The sequence below is a fragment of the Hymenobacter armeniacus genome (genome assembly GCF_014699055.1).
Lineage (GTDB): Bacteria > Bacteroidota > Bacteroidia > Cytophagales > Hymenobacteraceae > Hymenobacter > Hymenobacter armeniacus.
On sequence record NZ_JACXAC010000004.1, the window covers coordinates 723,254 to 736,497 of the forward strand.

Sequence of the window (13,244 nt, forward strand, 5' to 3'; positions counted from 1 at the left end):
AACTGATAACCACCCTACCTAATGCGCCCCTTCCTCCTCTCTCTCTTTCTGCTGATTTTCGCCGGCCTGGCCCAGGCCCAAACCCTGCCGCCCGACCTCGTACACGCCGGCTACAACTGGGATGTGGGCCGCAAGCAGCGCCTGCCCATCACCAAAGAGGACGCCGAGCTGCCGGCCATTATTCTGCGCGATTTTACCAGCCTGGAGTATTACTACGACAAGTCGCGCAAGGACCTGCGCCTGTTCACCACCGAGCACCGCATCGTGCGCGTCAACACTTCCGACGGCATCGAGCGCTTCAACAAAATTGTGGTGCCGGTGCTGGAGTCGGGTGCGCCCGTCGACATCAAGGCGCGCACCATCAGCCCGCGGGGCGAGGTGCATGAGGTGAAAGCGGCCGACATGAAAGAGCTGAAGGACCAGGAGGGCGGCCGCGGCTTCCGCGTGTTTGCCGTCGATGGCGTGGAGAAGGGCAGCGAAGTGGAGTACTTCTACACCCGCGAGCGCAACTTCAACCACTTCGGCTACGAGGTGCTGCAAAGCGAAACCGCGGCCCGCGACGTGGTATTTGAGCTGATTTCGCCCGAGGCGCTGACCTTTGAAGCCCGCGTGTACCACGGCCCCGCCGTGACCGTGGACACCACCATGGCCGGCCGCCGCGCCCTGCGCCTGACGCTGAAATCGGTGCCGGCCCTGCGCGAAGAAGCCTTTGCCAACGTGCAGGCCCAACGCATGCGCGTGCACTACAAGCTGGCCTACATGGCCAACAAGGGCCAGGTACGCCAGTTCACCTGGGCCGACGCCAGCCAGTTTGTGTACCGCAACATGACGTCCTTGAGCAAAGACGACGTGAAGGCGGTGGCCAAGGTGCTGGCCGCTGCCAAGCTACCCACGTCGGGCCCGCTGCCGGAGCGCATTGCCGCGGCCGAAAACTACGTGAAGCTGAATTTTAACCTCGACGAAAACGCCAGCCCGTCCCTGACGCAGGTAGTGGCCACCCACAACGCGCCGGAGGGCGGCTTTGTGCACCTGCTGGCCGCCATCTACCGCACCCTGGGCATCGATTACGAGCTGGTGGTGACCAGCAGCCGCGCCACCAACCCCTTCGACAGCTCTTTCGACACCTGGGACTACCTCGACAATTTTGCCCTCTACTTCCCCGGCACCGGCCAGTACCTGGCGCCCGGCCGCCCCGACTACCGCTACGGCATGCTGCCGGCCGAATGGACCGCTAACTCGGGCCTGTTCATCAAGGGCGTGACCTTGGGCACCATCGAATCGGCGGTGGGCAAGGTGAAAGAAATTCCGGCCCTGGACGCCGACAAGAGCCCGCAGAACATCGACGTGACCGTGGCTTTCGCGCCCGACCTCAGCAACAGCACCCTGCAGCTGCGCCAGACCCTGGGCGGCTACCCGGCCCTGCAGATTCAGCCCTTCTGGGCCATGATTCCGGAAGCCAAGCGCACCGAGCTGATGCAGCAGCTCCAAAAGGGCGTGGTAGCCGATGCCACCAACTTTCAGAAAACGACCGTGCGCAACGTGGAGCGCGGCCTGAGCCCGCTCGACAAGCCGTTCATCATCGAAGGCCAGCTCGATTCGCCCTCCTTGCTCGACAAGGCCGGCCCGCGCTACCTGTTCAAAATCGGCACCTTGCTGGGCCCGCAAACCGAGCTTTACCAGAAGGAAGAGCGGCAGTTCGACGTGGAAAACGACAACAACCGGCGCTACCTGCGCACCATTCGCTTCGAGGTGCCGGCCGGCTACACCGTGCGCAACCTCAACGACCTGAACGTGGACGTGAAAGCCGGCGGCGACGCTGCCAAGCCCGACTACGACTTCAAGTCGTCGTACGTGCAGCAGGGCCAGACCATCACCGTGACGGTGGACGAAAACTACCGCCAAATCCGCTGGCCCAAAGCCGACTTCGAGGCCTTCCGCGCCGTGGTGAACGCCTCGGCCAACTGGAACAAAGTGGTGCTGGTGCTGGACAAGAAAAGCTAGCTTCCCGCTTACTTACAGAAAACGAACGTCATGCTGAGCTTGTCGAAGCAGCTCGCGTGTTGTGGTAACTGATTACTGCTGCACGCGAGCTGCTTCGACAAGCTCAGCATGACGTTCTTTAGGCATTCATCAACGTGCTAGCCATGCCCACCGCCGACACCCCCAAAGCCGCCGACTTCCGCCGCCAGGTCCTGAACCCCATGAAGCTGCGGCTGTTCCTGATGCGCAAGCTGCCCATGGCGTGGCTGGCCGGCCTGCGCCTCACGCAGCTCACGCCGGAGTCGGCCACGGTCACCATTCGCTACAAATACCTCACGCAAAACCCGTTTCGCAGCCTCTATTTCGCCTGTTTGGCCATGGCGGCGGAGTTTGCCAGCGGCATTCAGGCCATGATGCACGTGCAGGCCGGCGGGCCGGTTTCGATGCTGGTGGTGAGCCTGCAGGGCGATTTCACCAAGAAGGCCGTCGGCCTCATCACTTTCACCTGTCTCGACGGGCCGCGCATCGCCGAAGCCGTTGCCGAAAGCCGCGCCACCGGCGAAGGCCGCGTGGTAGAATGCGTGAGCACCGGCGTGGATGAGGCCGGCGACGTGGTGGCCGTGTTCCGGCTCACGTGGTCGTTTCGGGCCAAAAAAATAATGGATGAGTCGCCCTTTAATAAGCGGCGTCGAGCACTTCGGCCAGCACCTCGGCTTCCGTGGGGGCCCCCACAATCTCAATGAGGTAGAAGCTGTTGCGGGTCATAAAAAGCCAGGGGTTCAGCCGTTCACGAACCGGAGACGTGCTGATTACCCGCCGGCCCTTGTGTTCGTCTTCGAACAACTCGAACCGCCGGCCGATTGCCGGGGCGAGCGGTGCCAGCCCGTAGCAGGAAAACCCGTTGCGAATTTTGTCCGGATGTTGCGCATCAGCGCAGGCTTGCAGCTTGACAAGGCGCACCCATGCAGGAAATGTAAGCGTATCGGTCATGACATCAGCGGTTTGTGAACTACGCAGGATGAGTAAGGGCCGGGCGGCATCGGCTATTCGCGAAGCTACAACTCCTTCTCCGACGTAATGACATCCACCAATCCGTCTTCGCTCACCACCACGGCCAGGCAGGGGTAGTCCGAGCTTTCCACGTAGCGCAGGGCCGAGTTGTAGCGGGCGCCGCGGGTGCTGTCGCCGCGGCCCGAGGCACGGCCATCGAGAATGACGCCGATGGAGTAGCAGTAACCTTCCGGGTCGAGCAGCACGGCGCCGTCGATGCTGGTGACGAGGCGCGTGATGAGCGGCGTGAGTGGCACCGGCTCGATGAGGGTGCACTGCAGCTTGAGGCGGTCGGCTTCGGCCAGGGCTTCGGTGGTGATGACCAATAAAGTGCCGTGTTTCTGGCGGCTGGCTTCGAGCACCACGTCCCAGAGGCGCTCCACTTTGGTGTGGTCGGTGAGGGCGAAGGTGCGCTTGAGTGCTTTGCGGAAGCCGGTGCGGTTGAGGCGGGTGCGGGGCAGGCCGGGCAGGCCGTAGTGCGAGCGCAGCAGCACGTGGCCGTCGTGCTGCAACTCCCAGGCGTAGTGCGTCACGAAACTGATGGTGAACAAATCTTCGCGCTCGGCGTCGTATTTGCCGGTGAGGCGGCCCAGGGCGTACACGTTTTCGCCGTCGGCGAGCAGGTGCACGTCGGGCGTGGTCATCTCCAGCAGCTTGCGCACGGCTCGGTAGTCGGTCAGGTCGGTGGGGCAGGTGAGGGCAAAGATTTCCTCGATGTTGGGGTGGCCGCGGCGGGCCAGCAGCAGCTTGCCCACGCCCTCGGCCCCTTCGTAGCGCAGGCTGCTGATGGTATTGCAGGTGGCAAAGAGCGTCGCGGCCGCCGGGTCGAGGCCCAGGGCCTGGGCGGGCGTGTCGAGCAGGGCTTTGCCGGCGCTGCGCAGCAATTCCTCGCTTTCGCGGGGACGCGCGAAGATGCTAGCCCCGGGCTCGGCTTCGGTCAGGGCCTTCACGCTTTCTTCGTTGAAGCGGTACATGGCCGCCACCAGCAGCGACGGCGCCAGCGGCCGCCCGTCGGTGTAAAACCGGTGCGGGCGCAATGACGGGTAGGCCCGCAGCGGCTTGCGCTGCAGGCGCAGCACGGTGGCCACAAAATACCCGTTGATTTCGACCGGCCAACCAGCAAAGTGCTGGTGCGGGGCGTGCTCGTCCAGCCCGTCTAGGATTTCCTGCACGGCATCGCGCACGCCCATGCCCTCGTGCTTGCGCCGAATCATGGCCGGGGTCACGTCGCTGCGCTCGGAGAAGGGGCGCGGGGTGGTGAGCTGAATGACGCGGCCGCGCGCCACGGTGCCCACAAAGGCGTCGGCGGGCAGGTCGCAGTCGGTGGGTTCGAGGCAGCGGGCGGGCAGGTCGGAGTTGGTGGGCAGGGCCAGCAGCACCACGTGGGGCTGCAGGTCGTCGTCGAGGGCCGAAAACAGGTCGTGCGCCAGGGTTTGGGCGGCGCGGTGGTAGCGCGTTTGGTAGGGCCAGAGAAGGGTGGGCGCAGGGGCGAGGGTGGGCGTCATGACTACACAACAAGCGGTGAGCGAAAAGCTCCCCCCTCCGGCGTCGGAAAGAAGGCCTTACAATTGAAACAAGACGGGCAGGAGCATCTTTTGCTTGATGGGTTTGCCCTGAAACATGGCCGGCTCCCACTTGGGCGCGGCCTTGATGAGGCGCAGGGCCTCCTCATCCAGCCCGGAGCCCATCTTTTTCACCACGCGCATGTCGGTGAGGCTGCCGTCGGGCTGCACCATGAATTCGACCATCACCTTGCCCTGAATCTTGCGCTGCTTGGCCAGCAAGGGGTATTTCTGGTTTTTCTCAATCCAGTCGAAGAAGGCCTGGGTGCCGCCCACGGGCTGGGTGGGGCGGTCGGGGGCCACCACGGGCCGCACGTTGGGGTTGGCCGAGGCGGCAATGTCGGCGGCGGGCGCGGCAATGGGCGTGTCCTTTCCCTTGGTGGTAATGGTGGTGGTGCTGCCCGGCGACATCACAAACGACACCGGCACCACCACGCGCTGGCGCACCACCTCGTTGCGGTGGTGCCGCGCCGGCGTCCATTTCGGCCCGCTCTTGATGAGGCGAATGGCCTCGGCGTCGAGCTCCGGCGACAACGGGTTTTCTACTTTCACTTCGTTTACGGTGCCGGTTTTCTCCACCACAAAGCTGACCTTCACGGTGCCCTGAATGCCTTTTTGCATGGCGCTGGCGGGGTATTTCTGGTGGGCCGCCAGAAACTGCGCGTATTTCTCGGTGCCGCCAAGCGGTACGGCCGGCTGCGCCACCGAGTCATACACGGTGGTGGCCGAGGGCTTGGGCGGCATCTTGAGCTTTTGGGCGTGGGCACCAAAGCCCACCAGGCAGCCAAACAGTAGAGGAAGGAAGCGCTTCATATCGATGAACGTAGGGGCGAGCTGATGGATAAATTCAGGAATAATGTGTGCAAATAACGATACAGAGAACGCAGCCCGCTGAAAAAACCTTGCCATTTGCGTCAATTATCATGGTTTGCGTTGCGGCCAGCGGTTACTTTCGCTGCCGTTCCCGCCCCTTTAAGCCCCCGCCATGACCGAGCCCCAACCCTCCCGCGCCCCCGAACCCGTGGGCGCCTACCCCTACACGCGCCGCGTGGGCAACCTGCTATTTCTGTCCGGCGTGGGCCCGCGCCAGCGCGGCCAGAAGGCCATTCCCGGCGTCGAAGTCGACGAAGACGGCAACGTTCTGCAGTACGACTTCGAGAGCCAGTGCCACGCCGTGTTTCAGAACGTGCGCTACATTCTGGAAGAGGCCGGCGCGCAGTGGGACGACCTGGTGGACGTGACCGTGTTTCTGACCAACATGAAAGACGACTTCCCGGTCTACAACCGCCTATACGCCGAGTACTTTGCTACGGCCCAGCCTTGCCGCACCACCCTCGAAATCAACTGCCTACCCACGCCCATTGCCATCGAGCTGAAGTGCATTGCGGCGCTGAGCAGCCAGGGGTGAAGCCGCTGGCTGCCCCGGTAAGCTCGACATAACGGGCCGGCTTCCGTATGCATAGCCAAATCACGATGACTTTGCATGTACGTTCGGAAAAATATACGCTTCGGAGTGGTGTGGCGCCTGGTGTGGCGCAGCCTGCTGGTGTTCACCATCTACGATTCGGTTATCTGCCTGCTCTACGAGTTTGGCGGGGCGCATTGGATTGATATTCCGTGGGCGCCGGTGGCCACGCTAGGCGCGGCGGTGGCCTTCTACATCGGCTTCAAAAACAACGCCAGCTACGACCGTTTCTGGGAAGGCCGGCAGCTGTGGGGCTCCATCGTGAACCTGAGCCGAATCTGGTCCATCCGGGCGTTCGACTTCGTGGAAGCGCCCGACGCCGACCTTCGCCGCCTGCACCGGCGCCTGGTGCACCGCCACCTGGCCTGGACCAATGCCCTGCGCCTGCATCTGCGCCGCCAAACCGCCGAACATTGGGACACCGACGTAGCGCCCTTCCTCGACCCCGCCGAGGACGCCGACGTGCGCCGCCTTAGCAACCCGCCCACGCACCTGCTGCGCCAGCAAAGCAACGAGCTGCGCCAGCTGCACCAGCGCGGCCTGCTCACCGAATTCCGCCATGTGGCCCTGATGGACACCATTCAGGACCTGTTCAACGCCCAGGGCGGCTGCGAACGCATCAAGAACACGCCGTTTCCGCGGCAGTATGCTTTCTACAGCTTCGTGTTCGTGTGGGTGTTTGCGGTGGTGCTGCCGCTGGGGCTGGTGGCCGAATTTGCCAAAATGGGGCCGGGCCACATCTGGCTCATGGTGCCGTTTGCGGTGGTGGTGTCGGGGGTGTTCAACACCATCGAGCTGGTGGGCCACACCAGCGAAAACCCTTTCGAGAACGAGATGAACGACGTGCCCATGACGGCCATCTGCCGCAGCATCGAAATCGACCTGCGCGAGCTGCTGGGCGAAACCGAGCTGCCCGCCAGGATTGAGCCCGTAGACGACGTGCTGTACTAGCGGCGGCTGGCGCCCGGCAGGCCGAAAATGACACAAAAAAGGAACGTCCCGCTGCACCAAGGCACGGCGGGACGTTCCTTTTTTTCTAGGAAAGCGGTTATTTCACCACTTCCACCCAGCTTTTGTATTCCTGCAGGCGGCCGGCGCAGTCGGTGTAGCTCACGTGGTAGTAATACGTGCCGGCGCTGTTGTCGGCGGCGGTCCAGCCCTGGGCGGCGTCGTAGCCCTCGTACACCTTGCGGCCCCAGCGGCTGTACACGCGAATGTGGTAGCCGGTCACGTCGGATATTTTGAAGCGCAGCGCTTCGTTCTTGTCGTCGTTGTTGGGAGTGATGACGGTGGGGAAAACCGGCAGCGCGTCGCTTTTTATCACTACTTGCGCCGTGGCCACGGCCGGGCACGTGCCCCCGCTGGTGTAGCTCACCGTGTAGGTGCCCGCCGAGGAGCTGGCCAAATCGATGGCGCCCGTGGAAGCATTGATGGCCAGCCCCGCGGTGCTGCCGAACGTGCCGCCCGTCGGCGTGGCCGTGGGAACACCGCTGTTGCCCGTGCGGCAGAAAGTGGTGGCCGGGTAAGCCAGCGTGGGCGCGTTGCGCACCAGCGTGACCGTGGTGGTGCCCACGGCCTGGCAGGCATTCAGCAGGTTGTAGGTCACGGTGTAGGTGCCCGGCGCCGACGCGCCCAGGTCGATGGCGCCCGTGCCGGCATTCAGCACCAGGCCGGCAGTGCTGCTGAACGTGCCCCCGGCGGGGGTGGCCGTGAGGGGCGTGGCCGTGAGCGCGGTGCCGGGCGCCGGCAGGCAAATGGGGCCAGGCGCGTACGCCACGGTGGCCGCAGCGGGCAGCACGGTCACGGGCACGGCGGCCGAGTTGCTCGACTGCACGCGGCACGTCACCACGGCCCGGTACTGCGTCGAGACGGTGGGGCGGGCCGTGTAGGGCACGGTGGTGGCGCCCGCAATGTTGGTGAACGTGGTGCCCCCGTCGGTAGAAGCCTGCCACTGGTAGGTGATGCTGCCCGACACGGTGGCGCCCGTCAGGCTCAGCACCACGGGCAGGCCGGGGCACACGCTGGGCGTGCTGGCCGTGGCCGTGCCGCCGGTGGGCACGCCCAGGCAGTTGGAGCCCAGGCTGATGCCCATCACGTTCAGGACCGGGTCGATGGCGGTTTTGGTTATCGTGATGCTTTGCACCGACTTGCTGTAGTTGGCCACCGCCAGGCTCAGGCGCACTTCGTACAGGCGCGGGTTGCCGGGCGTGAAGTCGACGGCATTGGTCACGTAGCTGACCCGGCTGCCCACGTTGATGGCGGGCGTAATCGTGCCATTGAACCAGTCGGGCACCACTACGTCCGTGAACGTTTGGAAGCTGCCGTCGGTAAAAGTGACTTTGAATGTTTTGTCGGCGGCCGTGGTGCCGTTGCCTTCGGTGGCCAGCACCATGACTTCGCTGCAGGGCTGCGGGTTGGTCAGGGTGAGCACACTGGGGGTGTTCACGTTATTTCCGGCAATGCGCAGCGAGTTATTGCCCGTTGCCGACGCCATCTGAAAGGTCAGCCCCGGGGTGCTGATGCTGTTGATTGTGCCGGAAGCGGGCAGCGCATTGCTGGCGTTCAGGCCCGGAAACGTGGCGTTGGCAAAACACCACCGCACCGTGGGAATGCCGCGGTCCACGGTGTTGGTAGTGGAGTTGGCCACCACCGGGTCGTTGCCGTTGGCAATGACGTCGTCGGTGTAGCCGGTCACGGCCACAGGCACGTAGGTGGTTTGGGCGCGGGCACCTTGCCAGCCCAATGGGCCAAGCATGGCAAACGCAAGGGTAAAACGGGTAAAAAGTATTCTCATTGGGCGGTTAGGGGGTAAAAAATGAAGGGGTGGTGAAGGAAAAAAGTAAATGGGTGGCTACATGGGGGTAAATTAAACACAATAAACCGGGTAGATACAGAAATTATTAAATGAGTGTGACGTGCTCGTTGATGTCCGAAAAAAAGGGCCTTCATTATAGCCATTTTCTGATGCGGCATTTTGAGAATGCGCTGACAGCCAGTGCCACGGAAGCGCCAAAGGCTACGCCGCCATCGCTGCCGCCAACTAAGCTCGACCTAACGCCAAGCCGCGGCCGGGCGTAAGCACAGGCTCCCTCTCCTGTCTTTCGCTCATGCCCACCAAGCTTCCCAATGCCGCCCGTACCTCGGGGGCCACGTCCACTTCGTGGTCTGGCACCGCGCCGGCCCTGCCCACATTCCAACCGCTGACCGAAAACACCGACGCCGACGTGGTGGTGGGCGGCGGCATTGCCTGGCTCACCACGGCGTACCCGCTGAGTCAGGAAGGCGTGAAAGTGCTGCTGCTGGAAGACGGCGAGCTGGCGAGCGGCGAAAGCAGCCGCAACCCCCTCGATTCCGGCCATGTGTTCATCATCACCGGCGACTCGGGCCACGGCATGACGCACGGCACGCTGGGTCCGATGATAATTACGGACCTCCTCCAGGGCCGCCCCAACCCCTGGGCCGACCTCTACGACCCCGGCCGCATCACCGTGAAGCGCGAAAGCGCCCAGGAGTTCATCCGGGAAAACGTGAACGTGGCCCTGAAATACACCGAGCTGCTGAACGGCCCGGCCGCCGGCGGGCTGGCCCCGGCTTAGAAAACCGCTGTCATCCCGAGCGCCGCGAAGGATGACCAGAGGTGTTTGCCTTTTCTAAATCCACCCTTCCCATGCCTTCCCGCAAACCCAAAACGCCTGCCAAAGCCCAACAATCCGAATCGACCTGCCTGCCCCCCAAGGGCGTGCTCATCGCCATTGGCGGACACGAGGACAAATCGCCCAAGCCCGGCACCGACCCCGACGCCGAATACGCTCCCGATTCCATTCTGCGCCGCTTCGTGAGCGAGGTGGGCCGCAACAAAAACATCCTGATTGTGCCCGTGGCATCCGAAGACCCCAAAGCCGCGGCCAAAGACTACATCGACGTGTTCACCAGCCTGGAGGCAGGCAAGGTGGAAGTGCTCGACCTGCAAACCCGCGCCCAGGGCCACGGCGACGAGGCCCTGCGCCAACTGGAGGAAGCCGACGGCTTTATGTTCACGGGCGGCGACCAGCTCCGCCTCACGGCCCTGCTGGGCGGCACGCCCTGGCTCAAGCGCCTCAAAGAGCGATTCACCCACGACGACATCGTGATTGCGGGCACCAGCGCCGGCGCGGCGGCCATGAGCACGCCCATGATTTACCAGGGCCGCGACAACCAGGGCATGCTCAAAGACGAAATCCACGTCACGACGGGCTTGCAGTTTGTGCACGACGTGGCCATCGACACGCACTTTGTGGCGCGGGGGCGCATCATCCGCATGGCCCAGATTATTGCCACCAACCCCGGCTGCATCGGCCTGGGCCTGGAGGAAGACACCGCCGTGGTCATCCGCGACGGGCGCGAGCTTGAAGTCATCGGGAGCGGCGTGGTGACGGTGGTGGACGGCCAGGATTGCACCGACACCAACATCTACCGCATCCAATCGGGCGAGGCCATCACCATCCGCGACTTGCGTATGCACATTCTCAGCTGCGGCGAGCAATACACGCTGCCCGTGCAGGAAGACCTGCACCGCTAGGCTAGGGCAGGCGCCGGCCGCATGCGTATTTTTGAGCCGATGAAACCCTCTTTCTCTGCGTTTGTACTTGCGTGGGGCGCGCGGGCCGCGCTGGTGCTGGCCGCGGCCCTGGCGCTGCCCGCCTGCCAAGACCCCCGCCTGGCCCGGCTCGAAGCCGTGCAGCAGCAGCAGGCCCGCGAGCTGGCCCGCCTGCGCCAGCAGCTGGCAGAACGTGACGAAGAGGTGCAGCAGCTGGAAAACTGCGTCGACGACCTGGAGAGCACCGTGTACGAAGACGACTCGACCGCCGACGACGAAGAGCCCAGCCGGCCCAGCACCACGCTGCTCTAGGCGCCCCGGCCCGAAGGGAAGCCTAGGCCGGCCCAATCAAATTGGCCGGGTTCCCGTTTATTCGCAGCCAGTCCGCGCTTCCTCCGAATGAACACCCACTCCCGTCGCCTCCGCTACTTCCTGTCCGGGCAAAACTTCTCCGACGGCGTGCGCACCACGGTGGCCATTTTGCTGCCGGCGCTGCTGCTGGCCCAGTGGGGCCACTTCGACCTGGGCCTCACCGTGTCGACCGGGGCCGTGTGCGTGAGCGTGACCGACACGCCCGGCCCCGCCGCCCACCGCCGCAACGGCATGCTGGCCGCCCTGGCCGTGGTGGTGCTCACGGCCCTGCTCACCAGCCTGGCGGCCACCAGCGTGTGGCTGCTGGGGCTCGAAATCGGGGTGCTGAGCTTCTTGTGCACCATGTTTCTGGTGTGGGGCGCGCGGGCCGGGGCCGTGGGCACGGCGGGCCTGCTCAACGTGGTGCTGCTGCTGGCCCACCCGCCGGCCCTCCGCGAGGTGCTGCCGCACGTGGGCCTGCTGGCGCTGGGCGGGCTGTGGTACGCCGGCCTGGCCATGGTGGCCTACCAGGTGCTGCCCTACCGCCCGGCCCAGCAGGCGCTGGGCGAGTGCATTCACGCCCTGGCCCGCTTTCTGGAGCTGAAGGCCAAGTTCTATTCTCCCGAAACCGCCCTTGATGAGGACTACCGCGAGCTGGTGGCCCAGCAGGTGGTGGTGAATGAAAAGCAGGAAGCCGCGCGCGACTTCCTCTTCCGCACCCGCCAGATAGTGAACGAAACCACCAGCACCGGCCGCCGCCTGGTGCTCACCTTCGTCGAAACCGTCGATTTGTACGAGCGCATCACGGCCGGGTACTACGACTACGGCACGGTGCGGGCCACCTTCGGCAAGAGCGGCGTGCTGCCCGACATCGCCGCCCTCATCCGCCACATTGCCACCGAGCTCGACCACCTCGGCGTGGCCATCCAGACCAGCCGCCGCTACGCCGGCCCGAGCCCCGACCTCAGCCAGGAGTGGGGGCGCCTGCAGGCCCGCATCAGCGCCCTCGACGCCGACGGCGAAGGCCACACGCGGGTGCTGAAGAAAATCCTGGTGAACCTGCGCGACATCATCCGGCGCGTGGGCAACATCCGCCGCTACTTCGACGAAAGCCTCGCGGCCACCGACGCGCCCGCCCCCAGCCGCGCCGCCGAGCACGCCCGGTTTGTGGCCCACCAGGAAATCGAGCGTCAGGCCTTCAGCCAAAACCTCACCCTGAAATCGAGCGTGTTCCGCCACTCGGTGCGCATGACGCTGGCCTGCCTGGCGGCTTTTGTGCTGGCCGAAAGCCTCTGGCACGGCCAGCACAACTACTGGATTTTGATGACCGTGACCATCATGCTCAAGCCCGGCTTCAGTCTCACGCGCCAGCGCAACCAGGAGCGCATCATCGGCACGCTAGTGGGCGGGGCGCTGGGCGGAGTCATTCTGTGGGCGCTGCCTTGGACGGAGGCCCGGTTTGGGGTGCTGGTGGTGTTCATGGTGCTGGCCTACAGCTTCCAGCGCACCGTGTACCTGGCCACGGTCATCTTCCTCACGGCCTACCTGCTCATCATGTTCAGCTTTTTGGGCTTCAATTACATTGGCGTGGCCGAGGAGCGCATCACCGACACGCTCATGGGCTGCGCCATTGCGTTTTCGGCCGGATATTTCCTGTTTCCCAACTGGGAGTCGGAGCAGCTCACCGACTACATGGCCGCCGCCCTGCGCGCCAACCTGGCGTATCTGCGCCAGCTGGCCAACCGACTCGCCGGCCGCCCCTTGCCGCCCAACGAGTATCGCCTGCTGCGCAAGGACGTGTACGTGAGCGGCGCCAACCTCGCGGCCGCCTTCCAGCGCATGCTCACCGAGCCCAAAAGCAAGCAGTACCGCCCCACCGAAACCCACGAATTTGTGGTGCTGAACCACATTTTGTCTTCCAACATCGCCGCCCTCACCGCCACTCTGCGCGAGGCCGCGCCCGCCGTGCCCCCCTTCGCTGCCGAAAGCCGCCGGGCCCTCACCAGCGCCTTGGCCGCCCTGCAAAAAAGCCTTGCGCGCATGGCGCCCGCCACCGCGGCCCCCGCTCCCGAAGTAGGCTTGGGCACTGCCGAAGCGGATGCCGCCGACGATAAAACGCTGCTGGAGCAGCTCAGCTTCCTGCAAAAAGTGAGCACCGACATCAGCAAGATTTCCGAAGTGCTGGTGGAGCAAAAGCAGTCCCAGCTCGTAGCGCCGAGCGCGGCCGAGGCCTGACGAACCGCTTTCGCGGCGCAAACCC

Annotated in this window: 12 protein-coding genes; 8 read left to right on the forward strand and 4 right to left on the reverse strand. The window is 64.4% G+C overall.

All coding sequences use genetic code 11. The features are described 5' to 3' along the window. Positions 1-21 precede the first annotated feature (21 nt). Complete coding sequence (locus tag IC234_RS14440) at positions 22-2,001, forward strand: DUF3857 domain-containing protein (RefSeq protein WP_190925835.1); 1,980 nt, start codon at positions 22-24, stop codon at positions 1,999-2,001. A 143-nt stretch (positions 2,002-2,144) separates the two neighbouring features. Continuing rightward, entirely contained in the window at positions 2,145-2,723 is a 579-nt protein-coding gene (locus IC234_RS14445; RefSeq protein ID WP_190925838.1) for a PaaI family thioesterase, read from the forward strand. On the opposite strand, the gene IC234_RS14450 is transcribed toward IC234_RS14445, so the two are convergent. The 3 genes from IC234_RS14450 to IC234_RS14460 all read right to left on the reverse strand — a co-directional run bounded on the left by IC234_RS14450 (position 2,656) and on the right by IC234_RS14460 (position 5,405). Then, positions 2,656-2,970: a hypothetical protein gene (locus tag IC234_RS14450; protein ID WP_190925840.1), complete on the reverse strand. Its 315-nt coding sequence runs from the start codon at positions 2,968-2,970 to the stop codon at positions 2,656-2,658. The two genes, IC234_RS14445 and IC234_RS14450, sit on opposite strands and share 68 nt — an antisense overlap. A gap of 65 nt (positions 2,971-3,035) precedes the next feature. Beyond that, a complete protein-coding gene (locus IC234_RS14455) occupies positions 3,036-4,535 on the reverse strand; it encodes a DNA integrity scanning protein DisA nucleotide-binding domain protein (protein WP_190925842.1) in 1,500 nt (499 codons plus the stop codon). Positions 4,536-4,592: 57 nt separating this feature from the next. After that, entirely contained in the window at positions 4,593-5,405 is an 813-nt protein-coding gene (locus IC234_RS14460; RefSeq protein ID WP_190925844.1) for an energy transducer TonB, read from the reverse strand. A 172-nt stretch (positions 5,406-5,577) separates the two neighbouring features. Here IC234_RS14460 and IC234_RS14465 point away from each other — a divergent pair, with 172 nt between their 5' ends. Continuing rightward, complete coding sequence (locus IC234_RS14465; RefSeq protein WP_190925846.1) at positions 5,578-6,000, forward strand: RidA family protein; 423 nt, start codon at positions 5,578-5,580, stop codon at positions 5,998-6,000. Positions 6,001-6,075: 75 nt separating this feature from the next. Then, positions 6,076-7,008 (forward strand): bestrophin family protein, encoded by a 933-nt coding sequence (locus tag IC234_RS14470; RefSeq protein WP_190925848.1) that lies wholly within the window; start codon positions 6,076-6,078, stop codon positions 7,006-7,008. A gap of 97 nt (positions 7,009-7,105) precedes the next feature. Here IC234_RS14470 and IC234_RS14475 read toward each other — a convergent pair whose 3' ends face one another. Further along, entirely contained in the window at positions 7,106-8,812 is a 1,707-nt protein-coding gene (locus tag IC234_RS14475; RefSeq protein WP_190925850.1) for a T9SS type B sorting domain-containing protein, read from the reverse strand. A 352-nt stretch (positions 8,813-9,164) separates the two neighbouring features. Between IC234_RS14475 and IC234_RS14480 the strand changes: the two genes are divergently transcribed. The 4 genes from IC234_RS14480 (at position 9,165) to IC234_RS14495 (ending at position 13,219) form a co-directional block, all read left to right on the forward strand. Beyond that, positions 9,165-9,653, forward strand: a complete 489-nt coding sequence (locus IC234_RS14480; protein WP_190925852.1) for an FAD-dependent oxidoreductase — start codon at positions 9,165-9,167, stop codon at positions 9,651-9,653. A 71-nt stretch (positions 9,654-9,724) separates the two neighbouring features. Next, positions 9,725-10,615: a cyanophycinase gene (locus IC234_RS14485; protein WP_190925854.1), complete on the forward strand. Its 891-nt coding sequence runs from the start codon at positions 9,725-9,727 to the stop codon at positions 10,613-10,615. A gap of 39 nt (positions 10,616-10,654) precedes the next feature. Further along, positions 10,655-10,945 carry a hypothetical protein gene (locus tag IC234_RS14490; protein WP_190925856.1) on the forward strand — a complete coding sequence of 97 codons (291 nt, stop codon included), beginning with the start codon at positions 10,655-10,657 and terminating at the stop codon, positions 10,943-10,945. 87 nt (positions 10,946-11,032) lie between these two features. Further along, complete coding sequence (locus IC234_RS14495; protein WP_190925858.1) at positions 11,033-13,219, forward strand: FUSC family membrane protein; 2,187 nt, start codon at positions 11,033-11,035, stop codon at positions 13,217-13,219. The last annotated feature ends 25 nt before the right edge of the window (positions 13,220-13,244 follow it).